The sequence below is a fragment of the Humibacillus sp. DSM 29435 genome (assembly GCF_001758225.1).
GTDB lineage: Bacteria > Actinomycetota > Actinomycetes > Actinomycetales > Dermatophilaceae > DSM-29435.
This window is the reverse complement of record NZ_MAST01000018.1, coordinates 27,419-51,575: the sequence shown is the minus strand read 5'-3', so window position 1 is coordinate 51,575 and position 24,157 is coordinate 27,419. Positions and strand designations below refer to the sequence as shown.

The window sequence follows — 24,157 nt, the reverse complement described above, 5'->3', positions numbered from 1 at the left end:
GTACGAAAGTGGCCACTCGACTGAGGATCTCGGTCGAGTGGCCACTTTCGTACGGGCTGGCCGCGGGGCGTCAGGAGGACGTGAGCGCGGCATCATGCCTGGCGTCGCCGTCGCCGCGTCGCACCGCCGCGAGCAGCATCTGGGCGATGTCGACCACCTCGAGGTCGGCCAGGCTGCTGTCCTCGTCCTTCTTCGCGTTCAGGCCGTCGCTCAGCATCACCTTGCAGAAGGGGCAGCCGATGGCGACGCGGTTGGCGCCGGTGGCGATGGCCTCGTCGATGCGGTTGGCGTTGATGCGGGTGCCGAGCTTCTCCTCCATCCACATCCGGGCTCCGCCGGCGCCGCAGCAGAACGAGGTCTCCTTGCTGCGCTGCATCTCGGCGTACTCCACACCGGGCAGGATCTGCAGCAGCTCACGGGGCGGGGCGTAGACCTGGTTGTGCCGGCCGAGGTAGCAGGGGTCGTGGTAGGTCACCTTGGTGCCGGTCGAGGCGGCGCCGGTGAGGGTGCCGGCCGAGGCGGCCTCGCCGGGCCGGGCCACCGGGACCAGCCGCTTCTCGCGCACGAGCCGGTTGAGCAGCTGCGTGTGGTGCAGCACCTCGTAGTGCCCACCGAGCTGCGGGTACTCGTTCTTGATGGTGTTGAAGCAGTGTGCACAGGTGACGACGATCTTGGTCGCGCCCGCCTCGCCGAGGGTCTCGACGTTCTGCTGGGCCAGCATCTGGAAGAGGAACTCGTTGCCGGCGCGTCGGGCGGCGTCGCCGGTGCACGACTCGCCGTCGCCGAGCACCGCGAAGCTGACCCCCGCCGTGTGCAGCAGCTCGGCCACGGCCCGGGTCGTCTTCTTGGCCCGGTCTTCGTAGGCGCCGGCGCAGCCGACCCAGAAGAGGTAGTCGACCTCGTCGGCACTCTCGACATCGGTACCGACCTGCTTGACCTCGAACGGCAGGTCTTTGGCCCAGTCCATCCGCAGGCGCGGCGCCAGACCCCACGGGTTGGCGTTCTTCTCGAGGTTCTTGAACAGGCCGTTCAGCTCGCTCGGGAAGGCCGACTCGATGAGGTTCTTGTAGCGACGCATGTCAACGATCGCGTCGACGTGCTCGATGTCGACGGGGCACTGTTCGACACAGGCTCCGCAGGTGGTGCAGGCCCACAGCACGTCGTCGTCGATGACGGCATCCGGCCCGTGCGGGTTGTAGGCCTGCAGCGGATGCCGGATGTCGTAGCCGGTCGGCCCGACCAGCGACTCGGTGGCCACCGCCGCCTGCGTCGCCGCGCCCATGCCCTCGGCCTGCTCGATACCGGCCGCACGCACCTCTTCGCTGGCGAGCAGCCACGGCGCCTTGGCGTTCGCGTGGTCGCGCAACGTCATGACGAGCAGCTTGGGGCTGAGCGGCTTCTCGGTGTTCCACGCCGGGCACTGGCTCTGGCAGCGGCCGCACTCGGTGCAGGTGCTGAAGTCGAGCAGGCCCTTCCAGGTGAAGTCCTCGACCTTGCCGACGCCGAGCGCGGCGTCCTCGTCGAGCTCCTCCACGTTCTCGAAGTCGAGGGGCGCCCCGTCGACCATGATCGGTTGCAGCTCGGCCAGGGAGGTGCGCCCGTCGGCGTGGCGCTTGAAGAAGATGTTGAAGAACGCGAGGAAGCGGTGCCAGGCCACGCCCATCGTCGGCACGAGCGCAATGGTGATCATCCACGCGAACGAGATGAGGATCTTCACTGCCGCCACCACGACGATGGCGTTCTCGAGGGTGGTGACTGACGTGCCGGTGAACATCTCGCCGAGCCACCCGGTGAGGGGGTAGTGCAGGCCGTTGGCGTCGCTGAGCCCAAGGTCGCCCTGCGTGCCGCCGGCCTTGGCGAGGGCGTACTCGAGGGCGCGCAGCGTCAGGATGCACAGGGTGACGCCGAGGATGGTGAACTCGACGTAGTAGGCCTGCCACCAGGTGGAGCCGAAGAAGCGGCTGCGACGGCCGTCGTCTCCTGGCGCCGAGCGTGGGTGGTGCTTCTGACGGATGCCGATGAGCACGACGATGCCGAGCAGGCCGGCCCAGGCGAAGAACTCGGTCACCCACTCGAAGGGCGGGAAGTGGCCGATCAGCGGTAGCGCGAAGTCGGGCTTGAACAGCTGGCCGAAGGCATTGAGCAGGGTGAAGAACAGCACCCCGAAGCTGACCATCGTGAACCAGTGGGCCACCGCCACCACGGGCAGGCGCGACATGCGGGTGTGGCCGAGGAACTCACGCACCAGGGTGCGGGTGCGGGCACCCTTGTCGTCGCCTCGGTTGTCGGGCTGACCCAGGCGGAAGGTGGCGACCATGCCGACCACGGTCTTGACCAGCAGGGCCACCGCCACCGCGGTGACACCGAGGCAGACGACGGCGGCCACGATCTGAAGGACGCTCATGTGCCCGAGTCTACGGGTGGGTGAGCAAGCGCTTAGTGGATAGTGGGGGCGCTCCCCCTGTGACGAGGGTCGCGGTGACCGAGCCGGGCGACCGGATCCTGGTCGCCCCCTGTCGCCGGATAAGCATTCGTTGGAATATGTATAACGGCGGCACAGTTGTCGCCGGGGAAGCGGGTCGTGCCGCCGGGTCAGACCCGAGCGACCGTCTACCGACAGCCACTTGTACGACAGCCACTTGTACGACAGCCACTTGTACGACAGCCACTTTGTACCGACAACGCCCAAGGGGGCAGTGCACATGCCGATTTACGACGACGTCACGAAGCTGGTCGGCAACACGCCGCTCGTTCGTCTCAACCGGGTCACCGACGGTGCGTCGGCGACGGTCGCGGCGAAGCTCGAGTTCTACAACCCGGCCAACTCGGTCAAAGACCGCATCGGCGTCGCGATCATCGACGCGGCAGAGGCCAGCGGCCAGCTCAAGCCCGGCGGAACGATCATCGAGGCCACGTCGGGCAACACCGGCATCGCGCTCGCGATGGTCGGGGCAGCCCGTGGCTATGACGTTGTGCTGACCATGCCCGAGTCGATGAGCAAGGAGCGGCGCGCTCTGCTGCGGGCCTTCGGCGCCGAGCTCATCCTCACCGACCCGAAGACCGGCATGAAGGGCGCCGTGTCGAAGGCCGAGGAGATCGCCGCTGAGCGCGGTGGGGTGCTGGCGCGTCAGTTCGCCAACGAGGCAAACCCCGAGATCCACCGCAGGACCACCGCGGAGGAGATCTGGAAGGACACCGACGGCGAGGTCGACATCGTCGTGGCCGGCATCGGCACCGGCGGCACCATCACCGGCGTCGGCCAGGTGCTCAAGTCGCGCAAGCCGAGCGTGCAGATCATCGCCGTCGAGCCGGCCGAGAGCGCCATCCTCAACGGCGGCGCCCCCGGCCCCCACAAGATCCAGGGGCTCGGCGCGAACTTCGTGCCCGAGATCCTCGACCGTGAGGTCTACGACGAGGTGATCGACGTCGACATCGACACCTCGGTGAAGTGGGCTCGGCGGGCCGCTACGGAGGAGGGCCTGCTCGTCGGACTGAGCTCTGGGGCTGCGATCGCGGCCGCCGTGCAGGTGGCCCAGCGCCCCGAGAACGCGGGCAAGACGATCGTGGTCATCATCCCCTCGTTCGGTGAGCGCTACCTCTCCACGGTGCTCTTCGACGGGCTCGTCGACTGACCCACCGGAGCCGACCATGAGCAACGCCGCCTCGGCCGAACCGCCGGCCACCACTTCTGGGGCCTGCACGAGTCTGACGCCGTTGGCGCTCGTTCGTGGTGCGGATGCCGTTCCGCCCCCCGACGGTGACGAGGCAGTCACGGCCTCCGCCCCACGCCGGCCCCACGCCGCTGTGCTCGGTCTCGTTCGCACGGTTGCCTCACGCGCCCTCGAAGACCTCGACGCCGCGATCGAGCGCGACCCCGCGGCGAGCTCGCGGGTCGAGGTGGCGCTGACCTCGCCCGGGCTGCTTGCCATCTGGGCCCACCGCGGCACGCACGCCCTGTGGTCGCGACCCGGTGGTCGCCTGCCGGCGCGGGTGCTGGCCCAAGGAGTCCGCTTCGCCACCGGTGTCGAGATTCACCCGGGCGCCCGGCTCGGGCGAAGGTTCTTCATCGACCACGGCATGGGCGTGGTCATCGGCGAGACGGCCGAGGTCGGCGACGACGTCATGATGTACCACGGCGTCACGCTGGGCGGCCGGTCGATGCACCCGGTCAAGCGGCATCCGACCGTCGGGAACCGCGTGACCATCGGCGCGGGGGCGCGCATCCTCGGCCCGGTGCTCATCGGCGACGATGTGCAGGTCGGCGCCAACTCGGTCGTCGTCAAGGACGTGCCCGGCGGTGCCGTGGCGACCGGCATTCCTGCCGTCGTGCGCTTTCCGAAGCGCGACGCCGAAAACCAGTGGCTCGACCCCGCGATCTTCATCTGACCCACCACCCTCGGATGACCCGATCGCGGTCGCCTGCACGACATCCGGGGTGGCGGCCTGTGGTGTGATGACCTCAACGGTTCGTCATGGGCGGCAACCGTGAGTCGAGCGGAGCATCGTGCGAAGAGTTCTCGTGGCCCTGGCCCTTCTGGCGGTGCTGTTCGCTCTCGCTGTCGGGCGCGGAGGGCCGTCGCTCGCGACAGGCGACGGCATCGATCACGGTGGCTCGGGGGAGTACGGCATCGGCATGAACGTCGCGACGCCCACTCAGACCCGCAACCTGGCCGAGAGCAACCTGTGCCTGACCGGCGGCGGCACCTCAGCCACGGTCACCGACGTCGAGTTCGTCACCTCGTCTCACCTGTCGATTCTCGGCTTCGGGGTTCGGCAGTTCCCCATTGTCGCCGGCGGCCTCACGGTTGACGTCACGCGCGGGTCGCTCCACGACGCCGACTTCGAACACGTGCCGGTCACGGTGGCGTGCGGAGCCGCCGACCGCGTCACCTTCCTCGCCTACACGGTCTCCTTGGACGGCGCGGTCGACGGCAGCGGCAAAGGGTTGCGGGTCTCCTACCTCGTCGACGGTCACCCAGGCGCACTGGTTCTGCCGGTGTCGGTGCGACTGTGCGCCTCAGCCCGCACCCAGTCGTCATGCGCGCCCGCGAACCTCTAGTCGGGTCGTGCGACTGGCCCCAGTAGACTGCTCACGCACGGGAGGGCTCGCATAGTGGCCGAGTGCGGCGGTCTTGAAAACCGCTATGGGTTCATAGCCCATCGTGGGTTCGAATCCCACGCCCTCCGCCACGCGAAACAGCCCGAACCCCAACGGGTTCGGGCTGTTTCGCGATCTGGGTCAGGCGGGTACCGGGGTGGCTTCCGGCTCAACGGGAGCCACCGACCTCCGAGAGGTCACCAACCGGTGGCTCAGCTCGGCGAGCGTCACTCCGATGCCCGTCCACAGGGCAAGCTGGGTGAGTAGGCTCCCCTGCCGAAACTGGAAGAGCACCTGTGCCGGGAAGTCGTCGGGCACCTCGTTGTAGCCGGGCATCAACGCGATCGTCACCACTGCCACGACGACGTAGCCGGCCACGGCGATCACGCCGGCGTGCCAGCCTCCGACCCGTGGTTCGAGACGCTTCCAGGCGATCAGCCCGATGGCGGCGAAGGCGACCGAGAGACCGACCATGGTGAAGTACAGCATGGTGCGGTAACCGATGGTGTCGCCGTGTCCGACGGCGGGTGGGTTGGGTGGGTAGGCCAGGAACGGCACGGCGTAGAGCACCAGAAAACCGGTCGCGGCCGTCGCGATGGCCGTGCCTCTCACCCCGAGCCGGCCCAGTCGTCCGACTGAGACGCCGGCCCCGACGCCCACGAGGCCGCCGAGCGCCACTCCGAGCAGGGCGGTTCCGGTGAGCAGCCCGACCGTCGACTGCAACGAGCGCGGCACCTCCGTCTCGCCGCCATGGCTGTGCGCTGTGACGGCCTCACCCTCGCCGTGCGAGTGCTCGGCGGTGGCCTCGTCACCGTGGGTGTGGGTCTCGGTCGCTGCGGTCGCGGGGTTGGTCACGGGGGTCTCGGCGGCAGAGCCGGCCTCTTCGATGGAGATGGATGCGTCGACCGACGGCTCCCCGACGAAGTAGGCGACGCCGAAGGCGAGCACCCCTCCGACGAGACCAGCCAGCAGGCCGCGCACCAGGAAGTCACGGATGGTGATCATCGAGTCGCCCTCAGTGACAGGGGAACCCGAGCAGGTGGCGCGCATCGTGCACCCACTCGTGAACCGCAGTGCCGGCGAACACGGAGGTTGCGCCCTGTTCGGCCCCTACGAAGTAGGCCACGATGACGGCGAGGAGCAGGGCGAAAAGCAGCCAGGGCAAGGCCGAGCGCAGTGAGACGACCGGAACGATCACCGGTGCGATGGTGGGTTGGGCAGAGACGTGTGCCATGTTTCCTCCTGAGGGTTCGTGCGACCCATTCGATGCGGAGTTGGCGGGTGAGCTGTATCTGACTCGAGAGCGGCGAACCGTTCCCTTACAGTGGCGCGACCGTGTCGGACTCTCACCGACTTCCAGGTCACTCGCGAACGTCGTCAACGTAGCAGACACAAAAGGATGGTGCGCGGTGCGACTGATGCTTCTGGCCCACGGCGAGACGGAGCGAACTCGCGAGCTGGTCTTCGGTGATGAGAGTGACCTCCTCGAGGGGCTCCCCCTCAGCTCCGACGCGCTTCACCGGATGCCGGTGACGTGGTGGTCGGCGCCCGAGCCGGGGTGCCGCCAGACGGCCGACCGCCTCGGCGTTCGGGTGGCCGGCGTGATCGACGAGCTGGCTGGGCCGGATGCCGGCCGGTGGCGGGGCTGCTCTGTGGCGCAGGTGGCAGCCGATGACCCCAGGGGGCTCGAGCAGTGGTTGATCGACCCGTTCGCGACCCCTCACGGCGGCGAGTCGTTGGCGGGTCTGGTGGAACGCGTCGGACGGGTGCTCGACGGACCGGTTGCGTCGGACGCGTCGCGGTCGGCGATCTGGCCTGAGGCGGGCGCGACCCTGGTCGTGACGCCGCTCGTGGCCAGGGCCGCCGTGGTGCACGCACTGGCCGCACGGCCGGCCTCGATCCTCCACGTCGACGTCGCGCCGTCGGGGAGTGTTCGCCTCGCACGTCATGGGGGTCGGTGGCGGCTGTCGGGACTGGAACGTGCCGACCGGTCGTGAAGCCGGGTGTTGCCAACGGGGTATGAGAAAAGGGACCCCGTTACCGGAATCCCTTGTCTGTCAACCCTCGTCGCCTTTGACGCGGCCGAGGTGAGTCGTGACCTCAGAGGAGGCCCATCATCTCCTCGTTCGTGGTGTGGGCCCTGTACTGTCCGACGGGCTGCTGCTTGGACGGACGGTTCATGGCCGCGAAGAACGTGACGATTTGCGACATGACGGTGTTGCTGCCTTTCCTGCTGGCGACCACTTCGGGTCACCGTGGTTGATCGTCGTTGCGGGACGGTCGGTACCGGGAGTCGATTTGAGGTGCCACCGGAAACCGGTTTCCCTTGAATTTCGACTTCGAAGTAATCATAGCATTTTCAACGGCCAACCGCATCTCGGCGGGATCGACCCGATGGCGTGAGAATGGAGGGGTGACCAGCCACCCACGAACTCCCCCCGGCGAGCCTCGAACCGAGCAGATCGTGCGTTCGCTGGCCCCCCTCGACCTACCGCATCCTCCCGCGCTCGTCCTGCGAGGGCGGTGCTTCGACGCGGCCCGCCCGGCCGTCATGGCCATCGTCAACCGCACTCCCGACTCGTTCTTCAGCGGCAACCGCCACTCCGACCTGGACTCGGCCAAGGCTGCCCTCGAGAGGGCGATCGCCGACGGCGCCGACATCATCGACGTCGGTGGGGTGCGGGCCGGACAGGAGGGGGGGAGCGTCGACTCTGGGGAGGAGATCGCCCGAGTCGTTCCCTTCCTCGAGTACGCGCGCGCAGCACACCCCGACATCGTTCTCAGCCTCGACACCTGGCGGTCCGACGTGGCCCGGGCCGCCGCGGCCGCGGGAGTCGACCTCGTCAACGACACCTGGGCCGGCCACGACCCCGAGCTCGTCGAGGTCGCGGCGCAGATCGGGGCCGGGTATGTCGTCTCCCACACCGGTGGTCTGCCGCCGAGAACCGACCCGGTCGACATGACCTACGGGGAGAACCCGCTCGACGTCGTGGTCGATGTGTTGCGCACCCTCAGCCGGGGGGCCGCAACCGCGGCGCGGTGCGGCATCCCGCGGGAGCGGATTCTCATCGACCCGACGCTCGACTTCGGCAAGACGACCGTGCACTCGCTCGAGGTGCTTCGGCACACGGCCGACGTCGCCTCCCTGGGATTTCCTGTGCTGCAAGCGATGTCGCGCAAGGACTTCGTGGGCGAGACTCTCGGCCTGCCCCCGGAGGAGCGTCTCGAGGGCTCACTCGCAGCGACTGCCGTCGCTGCCTGGCTGGGCGCCGCCGTGTTCCGCTCGCACGACGTGCGGGCCACCAGAAGAGTCCTCGACATGGTGGCCACGCTCCGTGGCGACCGGGCCCCGGTGCGGGCTGACCGTGGCGCCCGGGTGCACCCGCCGGGGGACGGGTCGTGATGCTCTCGTCTCGGGCCGGAAATGGCCTGTACACGAACGGGACGACCCGCCGGTATTCTGCTACGTTCGTCGCGGTTGCAGTTGCAGTTTCTCGTCGTCGAGTAGGTGCCCGTCATCCACAGTGACGGGCTTTCTTCGTCACTGGCGGGTCTGCCCGACATGGGGAGTCGCGGCGACAGCTTGGGATACGCGAGGTGCGTCTTCCCACACGCTAAAGAAGGAAAGAGTTACCGGTATGGCACAGGGCACCGTCAAGTGGTTCAACGCTGAAAAGGGCTTCGGCTTCATCGCCCAGGACGGCGGCGGCCCCGACGTCTTCGTCCACTACTCGGCGATCCAGTCGAACGGCTACCGTTCGCTGGAAGAGGCGCAGCGCGTCGAGTTCGAGGTCACCCAGGGTCCGAAGGGCCCCCAGGCTGACGCAGTTAGTCCGCTCTGACAAGAGCACGCAACGAGCGACGCCCATAGTCGTTTGTGACGAGACCCCCGGCCTACGGTCGGGGGTCTCGTTTCGGTCAGGCTCGCGTTCCGGCCGCGTTCTCGGTTCAGGCCTCAGCAGTCGGCGTAGGGCGTGGCGGTCGGCGACGGGGTGGGAGATCGGGTGGGCGAGGTGGCCTTCTTCGTCGGCGTCGGTGTCGACGATGACGACGACGGCTTTGCCTTGGGCGGGTTGATCCCCTGGCGCACCAGGTCGCGGATCAGGTCGTAGTCGGGGTTGGCGCTCGACACCCCCGTCTTGGGCGAGAGCCCGACGCTGGTGATCTCAGCGTCCTTGATGCGCTCGACCAGCTCGACGAACGCCGACAGGTGGGCCGCCGGCACGTCGGTGAAGATGTTGTCCTTGGCGATCCGGGCGAGCTGGGGGTACCGCGCCAGCATCGTCGTCGGGTTGACCTGCTCGACGAGCGCCTTGACGACGCACCGCTGCCGGTCTTGACGGAAGAAGTCGTCGTCGCCGGCACGAGTGCGGGCATACCAGAGTGCGTGGAACCCGTCGAGGCGCTGCCGCCCGGTTTCGAAGTAGCCGGTCACGCCCTCGAGCACTCCGGTGCTCTCGTTGATGTGACCGCCGATCGGCAGCTTGGCGCCGTAGCCACTCAGCTTGACGTTCACCTCGACGCCACCCATCGCGTCGACGAGCTGCTGGAAGCCCTTGAGGTCGATGACGACGGTGTTGTCGATCTTGAGGCCGGTCACCTCGCTGATGACATCTCGGATCTCGTCGCGACCGGGCGATGCCACGCCGGGATAGGACTCCGGATGGTTGGCACGAAACTGGTCGGCCTCGGTCCAGATGGCGTTGAGCAGACACTCGTTGGGGCCGCTGAAGCAGGTCGGGCGGCCGTAGATCCCGCTGGGGTAGACCTCGCGCAGGGGGCTCTTCTTCGGCAGCGGCGCCCGCTCGAGGTTGCGAGGCAGCGAGATGAGGGCCGTTCGACCACTCTTGGTGTCGATGCTCGCCACGATCATCGAGTCGGTACGGGTGCCGGTACGCCCGACGCCGGCATCCGACCCGAGCAGCAGGATGTTCACCCGAGGGGTGTCGGCCCATGGATCGTCACCCTGGGCCACGACCGGGCCGGGCTGGGTGACGCCGGGGGTCGGCACCGTCGGCAGGAACACCTCGTTCACGGTGTCGCGAGTGATGGTCGCGTACTGGGCCGCCGTGAAGGACACGACGCCGACAGCGAGCACCAGCACGGTGGCCACCAGGGAGAGCACGACCTTCGGGCCACGATCGGGGCCGGTCGGCCGGGTCAGCACGGCGGTGAGGATGATCGAGCCGCACCACAGGGCACCTCCGACCACGGCCACGACGGCGACCGCGCGCAGGGAGCCGGGGTCGGTGGCGAGTGACAGAGCCGCTCGTGTCGCGCCACGGCTGGCGACGCGCCACGCGACGAAGGCCCCCAGGGCCACTGCGAGCGCGAGCAGCGCCCACCCGAGCCGGCGGCGTCGCGTCTGGGTGAGCCCAGCCCCCGGAAGAAGGGTGCCGAGCAGGGTCAGTCCGAGGGCACGCCCGAGACCTCGACGGCTCTCTGCGCCGGACGTCGGGTCAGCGTCGCCCGACTCGCCCGACGCCACCGGCGCGTTCTGCGGCTCTGACATGACTTCCCTCCAGCCCGCCGACGGAGGGCCGGGCGACCCTTATTGTGCACTGGCCGAGCCGGTCGTGGGTGCCGGCGGTGCAGACGAAACCCGTCAGCACTCCGAGTACGGGGTGGACTCCACGACGCCTGGGGTGGAGGTGGCCGTTGCCGACCTGGTCGGCTTCGGCGGCTGGGTACCGCTGGCGCGGGGAGTGCTCGTGGCGGGGGGCGCGATCGCCTTCTTGACGAGCTTGCGGATGAGGGCGTAGTCGGGGTCGCCGGACTTGACACCCTGGGCCTGCGTCAGGGCGACACTGGTGATCTTCGCCTTCTGGACCCGTTCGACGAGGTCGACGAAGGCCGGCAGGCTCGAGGCCGGGATGTCGGTGTAGATGTTGTCCTTGGCGATGGCGGCGACCTCGGGGTACTTCGAGACCATCTCGGCCGGGTTGACCTGCTGCACGATGGCCTGCACGACACAGCGCTGGCGGTCTTGGCGGAAGTTGTCGTCGTCGGCGGCCCGGGTGCGGGCGTACCAGAGCGAGTGGAAACCGTCGAGGTGCTGGCGCCCCGGCTCGAAGTAGCCGGTCACGCCGAACAGGCGGCCGCTGGCGTCGTGCTGCCCGCCGATGGTGAGCTTGGTTCCGACGCCGCTCAGCTTGACGTTGATGTCGAGGCCACCCATGGCGTCGATGAGCTGTTGGAAGCCCTTGAGGTCGATGACAACCATCTGGTCGATCTTGAGACCGGTGATCTGCGCGACCGCGCCACGGATCTCGACCCGGCCGGGGGTCGCCCCCGCCGGGTAGGCGCCGGGGTGGTCCTTGGCGAACGTCTGCGCCTCGACGTAGAGGTTGGTCAGCATGCACTGACCGGTCGCGCCGCCCCCGTTCTGGTCGCAGGTGCTGTCGGGCTGACCGAAGTGGCCGGACGGGTAGCGGACGCGCAGCGGGCTGTTCTCGGCCAGGGGCGCGTTGAGCAGGTTGCGGGGCAGCTGGATCAGCGACGTGCGCCCGGATGCCGTGTCGATGCTGGCGACGATCATCGAGTCGGTACGGATGCCGACCCGGTCGGACCCGGCATCCGAGCCGATGAGCAGGATGTTGACGCGGGGGGTGTCGGCCCAAGGGTTGTCGCCCTGCGCCACCTTGGCCCCCTCGCCGGGCTGGTCGGGAGTCTCGCCGAAGACATCGCTCACCGTCTGCTTGGTGATCGCGGCATACTCCGCGGCCTTGAGAGAGGAGGAGGCGACGAGCAGCACCATGACCGTGGTGAACGCGGCCAGCCAGCGGGTTCGGACCCGGTCGAGACGGCCCGGGCGGGTCTGCACGGCGGTGAGCACGATGGAGGCCGACCACACGAGACCGGCCACGAGGAAGCCGATGACGAGCCACTGGAGGGTGCCGGGGCGGCTGACCACCGAGAGGGCGGTGGCCGTGACGCCCTTGGTCATCACCACGAACGCCAACCCGACGGCCGCGAGCGCGGCGAGCGCGAACAGCGCCCAGCCCAGCCGCCGGTTGCGGGTCTGGGTCAGCCCGGCACCGGGCACCACGGTGCCGAGAGCGGTCAGACCGATGGAGCGCCGAAAGTTTGCCGTCGTCTGGCGGCGAAGCTCATCGCGGCTCACGTGGGGCTCGGTCATACGGTCCTCTCGGCTCGGCCGCGCACGGCAACCTCGACAATTCTGCACCCCCGGCCCTCCGATGGCCCCATCGCGGCGGCGGGAGGCGTGGGAAGACGCACGGGGCGGGTCGGGGCAGGGGTGTGAGACGGGTGTTCAGGGATACAACGCGCGAGGGCCTGGTTTGGTTGGCGTCACCGGGCCCGGTAGCCTGTGTGCGCCCGGCCGTGCTGCACCTGGTGTGCCGTTCGACGGGCAGTTCGACAAGCATGGAGGCGTCGCATAGTGGCCTAGTGCGCCCGCCTGCTAAGCGGGTTGGGGATAACACCCCTCGCGAGTTCAAATCTCGCCGCCTCCGCCGAAAGTGGCAGTCGAAAGGGCAGCGGGTGTCGTCTGGAACGACACCAGCTGCCCTTTCGGCGTTGCCGGGCCGGTCAGCTCGCGTCGAGCCGCGCCTTCAGAGCGTCGAGCTCGGTGCGCATCCGGGGCGGCAGGTGGTCGCCGAAGATGGCGAACCACTCCTCGATCAGCGGCAGCTCCCGGCGCCAGTCGTCGGGGTTGACGGCGACGGCCTTCTCGATCTGACCTTCGAGAAGGTCGAGGCCCTCGACGTCGATGGCACCGGGTGTCGGGACGAGCCCGATCGGGGTCGACACGGCATCCGCCTCGCCCTCGAGACGTTCGACGACCCACTTGAGCACGCGGCTGTTGTCACCGAAGCCGGGCCACAGGAAGCTGCCGTCGCTCTCGTCGCGGCGGAACCAGTTGACGCCGTAGATGCGCGGGAGCTTCGCGGGGTCGTGGGCCTCGCCGATGTCGAGCCAGTGACCCAGGTAGTCGCCGGCGTTGTAGCCGATGAACGGCAGCATCGCCATCGGGTCACGGCGCACGACGCCGACGGCCCCGGTCGCCGCTGCGGTGGTCTCCGACGAGAGCGTGGCCCCGATGAAGGTGCCGTGGCCCCAGTCGTGGCTCTCGTAGACGAGCGGCACCGTCGTCTTGCGTCGCCCGCCGAAGAGGATGGCGCTGATCGGCACACCGTCGGGAAGGTCGTACTCCTCTGCCGTGATGGGGCACTGCTTCACCGGGGTGCAGAAGCGGCTGTTCGGGTGCGCGGCCTTCGTTCCCTTGGCGCCGTCTTCGGGGGTCCAGTCGTGGCCGTGCCAGTCGGTCAGGTGGGCCGGCGTCTCGCCGGTCATGCCCTCCCACCACACGTCGCCGTCGTCGGTGAGGCCGACGTTGGTGAACACGGAGTTGCCCAGCTCGATGGTGGCCATGGCGTTGGGGTTGGTCACCTCGCTGGTACCCGGCGCCACGCCGAACAGGCCGAACTCGGGGTTGACGGCGTAGAGGCGGCCGTCGTCGCCGAAGCGCATCCAGGCGATGTCGTCGCCGACCATCTCGGCCTTCCAGCCGGGGATGGTCGGGGTGATCATGGCGAGGTTGGTCTTGCCGCACGCGGAGGGGAAGGCGGCGGCGATGTAGTGGGTCTTGCCCGCGGGGTTGGTCAGCTTGAGGATGAGCATGTGCTCGGCCATCCAGCCTTCGTCGCGGGCGATGGCGCTCGCGATGCGCAGCGCGTAGCACTTCTTGCCGAGCAGGGCGTTGCCGCCGTAGCCGGAGCCGTAGCTCCAGATCGTGCGCTCCTCGGGGAAGTGGACGATGTACTTGGTGTCGGAGCACGGCCACGTGACGTCGGCCTGACCCGGATCGAGGGGGGCGCCGACCGAGTGCAGGCCGGGCACGAAGTCCGAGTGCGACTGCTCGAGCCGGTGCAGCACCGTGTTGCCGCAGCGGGCCATGACGAGCATCGAGACGGCGACGTAGGCCGAGTCGGTGATCTCGACGCCGAACATGGGGACCTTGGCGTCGAGGTGGCCCATGACGAACGGGATGACGTACATCGTGCGCCCGCGCATCGACCCGCGGTAGAGCTCGGTCAACCGCGCCTTCATCAGCTCGGGTGCCATCCAGTTGTTGGTGGGGCCGGCGTCCTTCTCGAGGCTGCTGCAGATAAAGGTGCAGTCCTCGACCCGGGCCACGTCGCTGGGGTCGCTCGCGCAGTAGAACGAGTTCGGCTTCTTGCTCTCATTGAGGCGCACGAACGTGCCGGCGGCGACGAGCTGGTCGGTGAGCTCGACCCACTCCTGCTCCGTGCCGGTGATCCAGCGGATGTCGCGGGGCTCGGTGAGATCGGCCATCTCGCCCACCCAGGCCGCAAGACGGGGGTCGGTGGTGTGCGTACTCGGTTTCGACTCGGTCGTGGTCATGATCTGCCCCATCTCTTCGCGAGGTGCCCGCAGCAGCTCGCCGTGCTGGTGGTCGCGCACCCTGTGGGCATCCGACGTCGCCTCGACCCGAGGGAGATCGGTGTCCACATGGTGAACAAATGACGTGATGCCTCAAGGTAGCCCCCGGCGTCTCGACGTCGGACCGGATCCGGTCGTCCACGTGGTGAGACGGCTCACAAGCCCCCGGCGCTGCAAGACGCGAGACCGATTGCTGCCTTTTTCTTGCAGGAATTGCGTTGGCTTCCATCGGTCGTGATCGCCGACCGGGCGACGTGGCCTTGATGGGCCGTGGCCTGCCCACCCTGGCGGACCCGCCCGATTTAGTGGATGCCGGGTCGAGGCGCTAAAGTCGTTCTTCGTGCCGCCGCGTGATCCGCGGTGGCGCTTTCGCACCCGTAGCTCAACGGATAGAGCATCTGACTACGGATCAGAAGGTTGGGAGTTCGAATCTCTCCGGGTGCACTCTGTGTTGAGACAGAAGACTGGGGCCCTGACCTGCGGAGACGCGGTCAGGGCCTTACTCTTGCCCGGGGTCGATGGCGGTACTGTGGCCGGTCGGTGGGCCCAAAAATGGGCCCAACAATTGGAGTTCGGTGGCCTCGGACGGGTGCTGACACTGGTGGTGTGCACCAGTCGCATCGAGCCCCAAACACGGCATTCGCCGTGCTCTCCGGTGACCGCCAGACGGCCCCGTACGTCCTACGTCGTCATGAACACAGCGACCGCCCACCGGGCCGACGAGACACCCAGCTCCCGCTCCTGCTGACCCCGGGAGAAGTCGCATCGCACCTGCGGTGCACCAGGCGCTGCATCGAACGTGAGATCGCCGGTCATCACCTGCACGTGGTGCGCATCGGCCGCTCCGTCCGGGTCGAGCGACTCGAGCTCAATCGCACCTCACCTCGTTGAGGGAGCTCAGTGAGGGGTCGGCGGCGGATCCCAGCCGAGGAGACCTCCTCGTCCAGGTGCCGGGGGGCCGACGGTCGGGGGCACGCACGCGTCACCATGGGAGCGCGACTCGATGGACGCCCGGACCGCAAGCACATCAGCCGGGGCACGAAGAGTGAGCTCGACCGCGCAGTCCGTGCTCTGGAGCGATCGCGCGACACCGGTCAGTACACCTGGACCGAGTCTGACCCCACCCTTGGTCAGTGGCTGGAGCATTGGCTTCAGAACGTCCTGCCGTCCACGGTCCGGTGGAAGACGCTGTCGACGTACCGCAGCCAGATGCACGTTCACATCGTTCCTGCACTGGGCACCGGTGAAGCTGAGTGCGCTGCGCCCAGAACTCAACTCACCCTGACACGCAGGGGACCCCGCGTCCGGGGGTGCTGCTCTCGTGGAGGCCCCACCCGAGGCAGGAGACATGTGGGGCGCCCCAGGCGCCGGATCCCACCCGGTTCGGCCGGGGCCACCGGGTCCCGCAAGGGGGCGCCCATTCAGATGGCGGAGGCGAGAACGCGCAGGGCACGGACGAGACTTGTTACGACCTCTCGGTGGTCAGTTCTTCTTCGGACAGCGACGTACTGAATATCCAAGACCCCGGTCAGCTGGAGTACGTGCAGGGACGGCGCCAGCCGGTCCACGATCGGCGCGTGCACTACGGTCACCGTGCGACCCAGGCCGACTTGGGCGTACAGATCGGACACTGTCGAGAACCGATCGACCTTCACCAGCCGCGTCTCGCCCGGTGGCCTCATATCGTGGAGCAGCCAGAGCGACATCCAGGCCGCTGGTGCGCTGACGTCACAGAACATGGGGTACTCGGCGAAAGCCGGTCCGTCGATCGTTGCGGTGTCGGCGAGTTCGTGTCGGCCGCCGACCAGGCCAACCCGACGCACCGTTGTCAGGTTCGTGTAGGACAGGCTGTCGTTCCGGTGCTGCAGCGCCGCGGTCCAAAGCACGTCGACCTGCTGGTCGTAGAGGCAGTTGTCGAGCTCGCGTAGGGGTACGGCGATCACATGGAGTCGTGCACCCGGGAACTCGCCGCGCAGGGCGTCGGCGACGCCGCGCAACTGGGCGGTGGTGGGGTAGTCGCCGATGGCGCCGGGCACCCCCAGCCGCACAGTGTGGCCCGCGGGGGCGTGACCGGCAGCCTGCCGAGCGATGCTTGCCTGCTGCAGCAGCGCCCTGGCCTCGGTCGCGAACCGCAACCCGGCTGAGGTGGGCCCGCTGACGCCACTGCCTCCACGGACGATCAGCTCCGCGCCGAGTTGGCGTTCCAGTCGGTGCAGTCGGCGGGTGACTGCGGACTGAGTCAGGTGCATCCGCGCGGCGGTTCGACCGTAGTGACGTTCCTCGAGCAGGACCACGAAGGTGGCTACAGCATTCAGGTCTAGTTGTTCCACTTCAGGCTCCAGCTGCGCGGGCTGCTCCTTCGAGGCTTCTCGCTCACCGGCGGGCACCCGGGAAACCGGCAGCCCTGACCGCAAGACCCCATGCGGGCCCGTCATCACCCGCTGCGGCAGCCATGCCAGCGGTAGCACGATGTTACCGATTCGCACGCCACTTCCTAGTGGTGCGCCGGCGGCTGCTGCCGGCGGCTGCTGCTGCCCGGGCGTCTCAGCTCGCCAGCACTCCCCTCTGACCCGTATCGGAAAGACAGATGCCTGCTCCCTTGAACGCCACGTCCGACGAGCTCGTCTCCACGACTGCGCTCGGACCCATCTACATGACCACGGGAGTGGCGGTTGCCATCCCGTGGTCGAGCTGCCTCATGCTGATGCAGGAACTGGCGCGCAAGGCGCTGGATCCCTCCGCACGAGTCACCTCGTCGATCGCCGACGACCTCGCCGGCGTCGACGCGGTGTTGGGACTCGCGGCGGTCCAGGGCATGGCGATCGGTCAGGCACGGCAGGCCGACGTCTGGTCCTGCACGGCACTGGCTGCCATGGTCGTCTCCCACGGGGAGCGTCATGGCGGGCAGGGGCTGGAGGGCCTCACCGCTTCTCTGGCTAACCTGCTGTGGGGTCAGGTGCCCGAGCACGTCGCCTGCGCGCTGGCCCAGACGGCCGCCGATCTGAGCGCGACCAGCGCGTACACGGCGCAGTGGCCCACGTTGGTGATGGAGCGCAGCGGTGCAGCCGCCACCTACGACGCCGGGCAGGTGCTCACGTTCGACGACGACTGGCGCCGGAAGCTGGCTGCCCACACCTACACCCGCAAGCGCGATGCGCGGCTGAAGGGCCTGCTCGACGACAAGAAGCAGGAGATCAGCGACGCCATCGCGGGCGCCTCAGTCGGAACGGGCACGGTGGGAAAGCTCGGCGAGTGGTTCGGCCCGGGGTGGGAGGAATGGTCCGGAATCGACGCCCCGTTCCACAAGACCTCCCTCGAGGACTACGCCAACGAACACGGTATCGGCGGCCTGAAGGCCGGTGCCGCTGACCCCCTCTCGGAGGCTAAGAGGATGGCGGACGGCACCTGGGGAGAGGAGCCGTACCACCGCGAGGATGTCGTCGACCCCACGGACATGGCTGGACACCCGGTGGGCGACGGAGCCAAGGACTTCGCCACCAAGGCCGCCGACAAGATCAAGGATGTCGGTGGCTGGGCTGAGAAGCTGGGCGCCCCGAAGCAACTGGTCGAGAAGACGGAGATGGTGGCCGGAAGCTTCCTGGCCGGCGTCTACATCGGGGGAGTCATCGTTAACTTCATCGACCCGTACGTCGACAAGCTCGTTCATCCGGCCGGAGGCACCCCGGTCCCCCCTCCCGAGGCTCCGAAGCCTGCAGACGACCCGAAGCGGCCGGATCCCAACACCGACGACGGCGACGGGCACGTCAGCCTGGTCTGGCTCAACAAGCAGGTGGCTCAAGCGAAGCGGGTCGGCATGTGGCCACGCATCCACGGGCCGTCCGACCACGACGACACCAACGGGCCCGGAGCCGTGGAGGTGGGACACCAGCAGTTCACGCTCGTGGACCCGTTGAAGGATCCCAGCGACATGCTGATCGCTGACGGCAGCAGCACGGTCACCCCGCCCGAGAGGCTGACTCAGCGAGGAGGACTGCCGTCGTGGACATACGTGTTCTACGTCGGCCGCGGGACAGCAACGTTCGTACACCAGATCAGCCCCAACAAGGTCCTGGTCACGTCGATCTGAGTGTCGCCGTCCAGCGCGGCGGTAGTCGCGGCAGCGGAATTTATCAAGGTGGTTGAGGCCAGTGGGTGTTACGCGGCGACGATGTCGGTGGGTTCGGGCGGGGCTGCGGGTGGGTTGATCCAGGCCTTCGGGTAGGGCGAGAATCTTGGGGTCGTGGTGGTTGGTGAACCGTTCGGGGTGAGCGGCTCGCGCGTGGGCCAGGGCCTGGCTGCGGGCGGCGGTCTGGGCGCCGGCGTGGCCGTAGTGGACATCGGCGGCGGTGTGCAGCCCGATGCCGCTGTGGTGAAATTCGTGGTTGTACGCCGCCACGAACTCCTCCAGGAAGGCCCGGGCGTGCTGGAGCGAGCCGAACCGTTCCGGGAAGACCGGCGCAGACGGCTCCATGACGGTGACCCGTCCCCGCGACGTGCACCCGCTGTCGATGTCGTTCATCGCGGCCGGAGTGGAGCAGGGACTGCCCCTGATCGATGACTTCAAAGGGGCCGACCGCGAGGGAATCGGCCTGGCCCAGAGCAATATCCGCTACGGCGCTCGGCACAGCGTTGTCGCGGCGTACCTGAAGCCCGCAGCGACGCGCTCGAACCTCACGATCGCCTAGGGGGTGCAGGTCACATCGGTCGCCATCGAGTCAGGTCGTGCCGTAGGCGTCCGCTTCCGCACCACATCTGGCGATGACACCGAACACGAGGTGAGCGCTCGGACGTCCGTGGTGCTCTCTGCGGGAGCGCTACGCACTCCGTAGTTGCTGATGCTGTCGGGCGTCGGGCCGGCCGCTCACCTTTATGCCCATGGAACCGACGTCGTCGCAGACCTGCCCGGAGTGGGGCAGAACCTGCACGGCCGCCCACTGCTACCTGCGGTCTGGCCGGTCACCGATGGCAGCCACCTGCTCACCGATCTGGGCCGGACGACCTTCGCAGCTACCAGCTCCTTCTTCGCGGACCGCTTGCCTCCCCTCGGCCAAGCGGCCGCACTCCTGCGGACCGACGAGCACCTGGAAGCGCCGGACTTCCAGCTGTCCCCGTTGTTGCTCGGCCTCAGCGCGGCCCTGGTGCCGCTCGAGGTGGCCGCCATCACCTGCGTGATCTCCCTGGTCACCCCGTCCAGCCGGGGCCACGTGCAGCTGAGCTCAGCCGATCCCGGCGCACCCCGGTCGTCGACCCCCGTTACCTCAGTAACCCCGCCGACCGGCTCCGCCTGCGTATCGCGCTCAAGCGTGTGCGGCGTCTCTTCGAGGCGCCGGCCCTGGCTTTTGTCACCGGGCCACCGCTGCACCCGGCCGCGGGCTCCAGCGACGCCGACCTGGACAGGTGGATCCAAGACAGCGTCGTCACCCAGTGGCACCCGGTCGGAACCTGCCGCATGGGCACCGACTCGATGTCGGTGGTCGTGCCGGCGACGTTGCAGGTGCACGGGATTCAGGACCTTCATGTCGTAGACGCATCGCTGATGCCCACCATCACTCGAGGTAACACCCAGGCCCCGACGATCATGATCGCGGAGCGAGCGGCAGACATCCTCCGCCGGGCGCAACCACCGGGGGTGTCCTCCCGGCAGGGACCGCTCGAGGGCAACCGAGGGTGGTCACTCACCGACGACAGAAACTTGTGAACGACACCACCATCTGCCCTGGCTGCGGTCAGCAGGCCCTCATCGAGTGGCGGGCTGTGCTGGAGAGCATGGATGGACCGATCGAACACGCCAGGGTCTGGTTGACGTGTTCACCTCAATGAAACGGAGGTGAACACGTCAACCGTCTTCGTCTTCGTGCTCGGCGCCGGCCCGCAGGATGCAGGCAGCGTCGAGAGGCCTTGAGGGAGCTCGGGTGTGAGCGGCGTTGACCACGGGACTTCCGCGGCGTGAGAGTGACGCCGCCGGCGGTCGGCGAGAGGCGCGTGTACAGTTCGCCGTTACAGGAGGCGAGCATGGCGTCATCGCAGACGGCCGCAGGCCACCCCTCTCGGGCCATGGGCTCCGCGCTGCCCGGTGCCGACGATGCTGCTCTGGAACTGGGCAGGGTGCGTGATGCCCGGGTACGCCGAGCGCCGAGAGTGCCCAGCTGGGTGCTCAAAGTCGTGATGGCCCTCTCGGGAGTCGTCTTCGCGCTGTACGTGCTGGTTCACATGATCGGCAACCTCAAGGTGTTCACGGGCGCCGATCACTTCAACGAATACGCACATTGGCTGCGCACGGTGCTGCAGCCGTTCCTGCCCTACGAGGGCCTGCTGTGGGTCGTGCGCGTCGTGCTGCTCGTCTGCCTGGTCGCGCACGTGGGTGCGGCCGGGGTGCTCTGGTCACGCGGCCGGGCTTCGCGAGGAACCCACCGGCATCAGGGGTTGGGGCTGCGAAACTTCACGGCCCGCACGATGCTGGTCACCGGCGTGGTGCTCCTCGGCTTCGTCGTCTTTCACGTGCTCGACCTGACCACCGGTACCGGCGGTGCGGCATCCACCTCGTTCCGGGCCGCGACGCTCGACCAGGCCTACGCCTACGAGAACCTCATCGCCAGCTTCCAGCGCCCGGTCGCCGCGGCGTTCTACCTGCTCGCCATGATCGCCCTGTTCCTGCACCTCGCGCACGGGCTATGGGCCGCCGTCAGTGACCTGGGCGCCACCGGTCGACGCCTGCGCGCGGTGGGGTACGCCGTCGCGGGGGTGCTTGCCCTCGCAGTGATGCTGGGCAACATCATCATCCCCATCAGCGTGCTGACCGGACTGCTGTCATGACGACCGCTGCCGCTGCTGCCGCCTCGGGCTGGATGCCGCCGCCGTGCACCGTTCCGGGGGCGCGAGCCGGTGGCGTGATCGACGGAGGCGCGCCCGAGGGGCCCTTGTCGGCCGCCTGGCAACGACGCCGGCTGGACTACCGACTCGTCAACCCTGCGAACCGGCGCCGCCTCAAGGTCATCGTGGTCGGCACCGGGCTGGCCGGCGCCGGCGCCGCTGCCGCGTTGGGGGAGCTGGGCTACGAGGTCGAGTGCTTCACCTACCACGACTCCCCGCGACGGGCGCACTCTGTCGCTGCGCAGGGCGGCATCAACGCGGCCGGCGACAACACGGTCGACAACGACTCTCTCGAGCGGTTCGTCAGAGACACGGTCAAGGGCGGCGACTTCCGTGGGCGAGAGGCCGACGCGTTCCGCCTTGGCGAGGAGTCGCAGCGGGTCATCGACCACCTCAACGCCATCGGGGCACCCTTCGCCCGTGAGTACGGGGGAACGTTGGCCACCCGGTCGTTCGGCGGGGTGCAGGTCTCGCGCACCTACTACGCGCGTGGGCAGACCGGGCAGCAGCTGCAGGTCGCGGGCTCGCAGGCGTTGCTGCGCCAGGTGGATGCCGGCACGGTCACCTTACGGACCCGGCACGAGATGCTCGACCTGGTGATGGACGATGGCCGCGTGGCCGGCGTCGTCATGCGCAACCTCGTCTCTGGAAAAATCACGGCCCACACCGCTCATGCCGTGGTCCTGAGCACCGGCGGCTACGGCAACATCTACTACTTCTCGACGCTGGCCAAGAACTCCAACGCTTCGGCCGCATGGCGGGCCGTGCAGCGCGGCGCGCTCATCGCGTCTCCCTCGTTCATCCAGTTCCACCCGACCGCACTGCCGGTGGGCTCCAAGTGGCAGTCCAAGACCATCCTCATGAGCGAGTCCCTGCGCAACGACGGTCGCATCTGGGTGCCGGCGAAGGCGGGCGACGAGCGGGCCGCAGGCAGCATCCCCGAGGAGGAGCGCGACTACTACCTGGAACGCAAGTACCCCGCCTTCGGCAACCTCACGCCCCGCGACGTCGCCTCCCGCAACGCGGTGGCCCAGATCCGCTCGGGTCACGGCGTCGGCTCATTGCAGAACGGTGTGTACCTCGACTTCCGTGACGCCATCGCTCGGCTCGGCAAGGCCACCATCTCCGAGCGGTACGGCAATCTCTTCGACATGTACAAGCACGCGACCGGGGAGGACCCGTATGCCGTGCCGATGCGCATCGCCCCTGGTGCGCACTTCACCATGGGCGGGCTGTGGAGCGACTACGACCAGATGACCTCGCTGCCAGGCCTCTTCGTGGGCGGCGAGTGCGGCTGGGGCTACCACGGTGCCAACCGACTCGGGGCCAACTCTTTGCTGTCGGCGTGCGTGGACGGCTGGTTCACCCTGCCCTACTCGGTGCCGAACTACCTGGCGCCGCTGCTCGGAACCGCCCCGCTCGCGCCCGACTCGGCACCGGTTCAGGAGGCGCTCACCCGCACCCGGGCGCGCGTTGACAGCCTGTTGACCATCGGTGGCACCCACGGCCCCAGCCACTTTCACCGCATCCTCGGCGACCTGCTCTACGAGGGGTGCGGGGTCACGCGTACCGAGCCGTCGCTGACCGCGACCATCGCCGCCGTTCGGCAGCTTCGAGAGCAGTTCTGGAGCGACCTGCGCATCGTGGGCAGCGCCGAGCGTCTCAACCAGGAGCTGGAGCGGGCCGGGAGGGTGGCCGACTACCTCGAGCTCGCAGAGCTGATGTGCGTCGATGCGCTTGACCGCGAGGAGTCGTGCGGCGCGCACTTTCGTGACGAGCACCAGGTCGATGGCGAAGCGGCCCGTGACGATGAGCACTGGGCGTTCGCCTCCGCGTGGCAGGTCGACGACGGGCACTTCGTGCGCCACCACGAGCGGCTGACGTTCGAATCGGTGCGCCTACAGACACGGAACTACACATGAGGCTGGTCATCGAGGTCTGGCGCCAGGACACCCCGCAGGGTCCGGGACGATACGAGACCCACACCGTCGACGACGCGACCCCAGAGATGTCCATCCTCGAGCTGCTCGACCGACTCAACGACCAGCTCGTCGAGAACGGGCTGGAGCCGGTGGCGTTCGAGTCAGACTGTCGAGAAGGCATCTGCGGAGCCTGCGGAGTCACCGTCGACGGCAACCCCCACGGGCCCCAGCGCAACACCCCCTCATGCCACCAGCGCCTGGCCGGCTACGCCGACGGGCAACGAATTCGGCTGGAACCGCTGCGATCGGCTGCCTTTCCGGTCATCCGCGACCTCGTCGTCGACCGTTCTGCGATGGACCGCATCATTGCGGCTGGTGGGCACGTCGCCATCGACGCCGGCACCGCACCCGACGCCAACTCGCTGCTGGTACCGCACGAGAGCGCCGAGCGAGCACTGGACATGGCCGCCTGCATCGGCTGCGGTGCCTGCGTGGCCGCCTGCCCCAACGGTGCTGCCCACCTGTTCGTCGGCTCCAAACTCACCCATCTGTCACTGCTTCCCACCGGAAGGCAGGAACGAGGGAAGCGCGCCCGGGCGATGCTCTCCGAGATGGAGCAGGACTTCGGCCCGTGCTCGCTCTACGGAGAATGCGCCCGGGTGTGCCCGGCGCACATCCCCCTGACCGCCATCGCGGCCGTCAACAAGGAAGGGCTGCGCAGCTTCTTCCGGCAGAAGGACGACTAGCCCCGCCCGACCGAAATCCTCTGCTGCACAACGACTAACGAGCTCGTGACTCGGGCCGGCGCCGATCGGGAGGCACGACCCCGGTCCCGTCGGCG

The 24,157-nt window shown here is 68.3% G+C and carries 18 protein-coding genes, 3 tRNA genes, 2 pseudogenes and 1 riboswitch; of the genes and pseudogenes, 15 read left to right on the top strand and 8 right to left on the bottom strand.

Annotated elements, in window-relative coordinates:
• Positions 1 to 70: 70 nt before the first annotated feature.
• Positions 71 to 2,404 carry a (Fe-S)-binding protein gene (locus BA895_RS13255; RefSeq protein ID WP_070192374.1) on the bottom strand — a complete coding sequence of 778 codons (2,334 nt, stop codon included), beginning with the start codon at positions 2,402 to 2,404 and terminating at the stop codon, positions 71 to 73.
• A gap of 298 nt (positions 2,405 to 2,702) precedes the next feature.
• Here BA895_RS13255 and cysK point away from each other — a divergent pair, with 298 nt between their 5' ends.
• From cysK to BA895_RS13235, 4 genes are all read left to right on the top strand, one after another.
• A complete protein-coding gene (cysK, locus tag BA895_RS13250) occupies positions 2,703 to 3,632 on the top strand; it encodes a cysteine synthase A (RefSeq protein ID WP_070192373.1) in 930 nt (309 codons plus the stop codon).
• A gap of 16 nt (positions 3,633 to 3,648) precedes the next feature.
• On the top strand, positions 3,649 to 4,386 hold the full coding sequence (gene epsC, locus BA895_RS13245) for a serine O-acetyltransferase EpsC (protein ID WP_083283324.1): 738 nt from the start codon (positions 3,649 to 3,651) through the stop codon (positions 4,384 to 4,386).
• Positions 4,387 to 4,504: 118 nt separating this feature from the next.
• Positions 4,505 to 5,059, top strand: coding sequence for a hypothetical protein (locus BA895_RS13240; RefSeq protein ID WP_139142647.1), 555 nt, complete (start codon positions 4,505 to 4,507; stop codon positions 5,057 to 5,059).
• 40 nt (positions 5,060 to 5,099) lie between these two features.
• Positions 5,100 to 5,190: transfer RNA gene (locus tag BA895_RS13235), tRNA-Ser, on the top strand.
• A gap of 49 nt (positions 5,191 to 5,239) precedes the next feature.
• Here BA895_RS13235 and BA895_RS13230 read toward each other — a convergent pair.
• Positions 5,240 to 6,103 carry a CbtA family protein gene (locus BA895_RS13230; protein WP_070192371.1) on the bottom strand — a complete coding sequence of 288 codons (864 nt, stop codon included), beginning with the start codon at positions 6,101 to 6,103 and terminating at the stop codon, positions 5,240 to 5,242.
• A 10-nt stretch (positions 6,104 to 6,113) separates the two neighbouring features.
• Positions 6,114 to 6,332, bottom strand: coding sequence for a CbtB-domain containing protein (locus BA895_RS13225; RefSeq protein ID WP_070192370.1), 219 nt, complete (start codon positions 6,330 to 6,332; stop codon positions 6,114 to 6,116).
• 31 nt (positions 6,333 to 6,363) lie between these two features.
• Positions 6,364 to 6,495, bottom strand: a riboswitch (cobalamin riboswitch).
• A gap of 21 nt (positions 6,496 to 6,516) precedes the next feature.
• Here BA895_RS13225 and BA895_RS13220 point away from each other — a divergent pair.
• The 3 genes from BA895_RS13220 to BA895_RS13210 all read left to right on the top strand — a co-directional run bounded on the left by BA895_RS13220 (position 6,517) and on the right by BA895_RS13210 (position 8,940).
• Positions 6,517 to 7,095, top strand: coding sequence for a histidine phosphatase family protein (locus tag BA895_RS13220; RefSeq protein WP_070192394.1), 579 nt, complete (start codon positions 6,517 to 6,519; stop codon positions 7,093 to 7,095).
• A 476-nt stretch (positions 7,096 to 7,571) separates the two neighbouring features.
• A complete protein-coding gene (gene folP / locus BA895_RS13215) occupies positions 7,572 to 8,501 on the top strand; it encodes a dihydropteroate synthase (RefSeq protein ID WP_070192393.1) in 930 nt (309 codons plus the stop codon).
• Positions 8,502 to 8,736: 235 nt separating this feature from the next.
• Entirely contained in the window at positions 8,737 to 8,940 is a 204-nt protein-coding gene (locus BA895_RS13210; RefSeq protein ID WP_070192369.1) for a cold-shock protein, read from the top strand.
• 113 nt (positions 8,941 to 9,053) lie between these two features.
• Here the strand turns inward: BA895_RS13210 and BA895_RS13205 are convergent, their stop codons facing one another.
• Together BA895_RS13205 and BA895_RS13200 are read right to left on the bottom strand one after the other, a co-directional pair.
• Positions 9,054 to 10,610 (bottom strand): LCP family protein, encoded by a 1,557-nt coding sequence (locus BA895_RS13205; RefSeq protein ID WP_070192368.1) that lies wholly within the window; start codon positions 10,608 to 10,610, stop codon positions 9,054 to 9,056.
• A 93-nt stretch (positions 10,611 to 10,703) separates the two neighbouring features.
• Complete coding sequence (locus tag BA895_RS13200) at positions 10,704 to 12,236, bottom strand: LCP family protein (protein WP_070192367.1); 1,533 nt, start codon at positions 12,234 to 12,236, stop codon at positions 10,704 to 10,706.
• Positions 12,237 to 12,486: 250 nt separating this feature from the next.
• On the opposite strand from BA895_RS13200, the gene BA895_RS13195 reads away from it, so the two are divergent.
• Positions 12,487 to 12,573: transfer RNA gene (locus BA895_RS13195), tRNA-Ser, on the top strand.
• Positions 12,574 to 12,649: 76 nt separating this feature from the next.
• Here the strand turns inward: BA895_RS13195 and BA895_RS13190 are convergent.
• Positions 12,650 to 14,485, bottom strand: coding sequence for a phosphoenolpyruvate carboxykinase (GTP) (locus BA895_RS13190; RefSeq protein WP_217493901.1), 1,836 nt, complete (start codon positions 14,483 to 14,485; stop codon positions 12,650 to 12,652).
• A gap of 410 nt (positions 14,486 to 14,895) precedes the next feature.
• Between BA895_RS13190 and BA895_RS13185 the strand changes: the two genes are divergently transcribed.
• Positions 14,896 to 14,968, top strand: a tRNA-Arg gene (locus BA895_RS13185).
• A 977-nt stretch (positions 14,969 to 15,945) separates the two neighbouring features.
• Here the strand turns inward: BA895_RS13185 and BA895_RS13175 are convergent.
• Entirely contained in the window at positions 15,946 to 17,010 is a 1,065-nt protein-coding gene (locus tag BA895_RS13175; protein WP_083283322.1) for a LysR family transcriptional regulator, read from the bottom strand.
• A gap of 101 nt (positions 17,011 to 17,111) precedes the next feature.
• Between BA895_RS13175 and BA895_RS13170 the strand changes: the two genes are divergently transcribed.
• Complete coding sequence (locus BA895_RS13170; RefSeq protein ID WP_070192364.1) at positions 17,112 to 18,611, top strand: hypothetical protein; 1,500 nt, start codon at positions 17,112 to 17,114, stop codon at positions 18,609 to 18,611.
• Between the two features lie 68 nt (positions 18,612 to 18,679).
• Here BA895_RS13170 and BA895_RS24940 read toward each other — a convergent pair.
• Positions 18,680 to 18,983: pseudogene (locus tag BA895_RS24940) on the bottom strand (IS3 family transposase); the annotation flags it as partial.
• Positions 18,984 to 18,993: 10 nt separating this feature from the next.
• Here BA895_RS24940 and BA895_RS24935 point away from each other — a divergent pair.
• From BA895_RS24935 to BA895_RS13145, 5 genes and pseudogenes are all read left to right on the top strand, one after another.
• Positions 18,994 to 19,353: pseudogene (locus tag BA895_RS24935) on the top strand (GMC family oxidoreductase N-terminal domain-containing protein).
• Between the two features lie 119 nt (positions 19,354 to 19,472).
• A complete protein-coding gene (locus tag BA895_RS24930; protein WP_083283321.1) occupies positions 19,473 to 20,222 on the top strand; it encodes a GMC oxidoreductase in 750 nt (249 codons plus the stop codon).
• A gap of 314 nt (positions 20,223 to 20,536) precedes the next feature.
• A complete protein-coding gene (locus tag BA895_RS13155) occupies positions 20,537 to 21,337 on the top strand; it encodes a succinate dehydrogenase cytochrome b subunit (protein WP_254666458.1) in 801 nt (266 codons plus the stop codon).
• Entirely contained in the window at positions 21,334 to 23,316 is a 1,983-nt protein-coding gene (locus BA895_RS13150) for a fumarate reductase/succinate dehydrogenase flavoprotein subunit (RefSeq protein ID WP_083283319.1), read from the top strand. The genes BA895_RS13155 and BA895_RS13150 overlap by 4 nt, the downstream gene beginning before the upstream one ends.
• Positions 23,313 to 24,062, top strand: coding sequence for a succinate dehydrogenase/fumarate reductase iron-sulfur subunit (locus tag BA895_RS13145; RefSeq protein WP_070192361.1), 750 nt, complete (start codon positions 23,313 to 23,315; stop codon positions 24,060 to 24,062). Before BA895_RS13150 ends, BA895_RS13145 begins: the two co-directional genes overlap by 4 nt.
• The last annotated feature ends 95 nt before the right edge of the window (positions 24,063 to 24,157 follow it).

Excerpts from the sequence above, each read along its gene's own strand:
- BA895_RS13190 (WP_217493901.1), bottom strand. The coding sequence starts at position 14,485 with ATGACCACGACCGAGTCGAAACCGAGTACGCACACCACCGACCCCCGT.
- BA895_RS13205 (WP_070192368.1), bottom strand. The coding sequence starts at position 10,610 with ATGTCAGAGCCGCAGAACGCGCCGGTGGCGTCGGGCGAGTCGGGCGAC.
- BA895_RS13155 (WP_254666458.1), top strand. The coding sequence starts at position 20,537 with ATGGCGTCATCGCAGACGGCCGCAGGCCACCCCTCTCGGGCCATGGGC.
- BA895_RS13225 (WP_070192370.1), bottom strand. The coding sequence starts at position 6,332 with ATGGCACACGTCTCTGCCCAACCCACCATCGCACCGGTGATCGTTCCG.
- BA895_RS13230 (WP_070192371.1), bottom strand. The coding sequence starts at position 6,103 with ATGATCACCATCCGTGACTTCCTGGTGCGCGGCCTGCTGGCTGGTCTC.
- epsC (WP_083283324.1), top strand. The coding sequence starts at position 3,649 with ATGAGCAACGCCGCCTCGGCCGAACCGCCGGCCACCACTTCTGGGGCC.
- cysK (WP_070192373.1), top strand. The coding sequence starts at position 2,703 with ATGCCGATTTACGACGACGTCACGAAGCTGGTCGGCAACACGCCGCTC.
- BA895_RS13145 (WP_070192361.1), top strand. The coding sequence starts at position 23,313 with ATGAGGCTGGTCATCGAGGTCTGGCGCCAGGACACCCCGCAGGGTCCG.
- BA895_RS13255 (WP_070192374.1), bottom strand. The coding sequence starts at position 2,404 with ATGAGCGTCCTTCAGATCGTGGCCGCCGTCGTCTGCCTCGGTGTCACC.
- BA895_RS13210 (WP_070192369.1), top strand. The coding sequence starts at position 8,737 with ATGGCACAGGGCACCGTCAAGTGGTTCAACGCTGAAAAGGGCTTCGGC.
- BA895_RS13220 (WP_070192394.1), top strand. The coding sequence starts at position 6,517 with ATGCTTCTGGCCCACGGCGAGACGGAGCGAACTCGCGAGCTGGTCTTC.
- BA895_RS13200 (WP_070192367.1), bottom strand. The coding sequence starts at position 12,236 with ATGACCGAGCCCCACGTGAGCCGCGATGAGCTTCGCCGCCAGACGACG.
- BA895_RS13170 (WP_070192364.1), top strand. The coding sequence starts at position 17,112 with ATGCCTGCTCCCTTGAACGCCACGTCCGACGAGCTCGTCTCCACGACT.
- BA895_RS13150 (WP_083283319.1), top strand. The coding sequence starts at position 21,334 with ATGACGACCGCTGCCGCTGCTGCCGCCTCGGGCTGGATGCCGCCGCCG.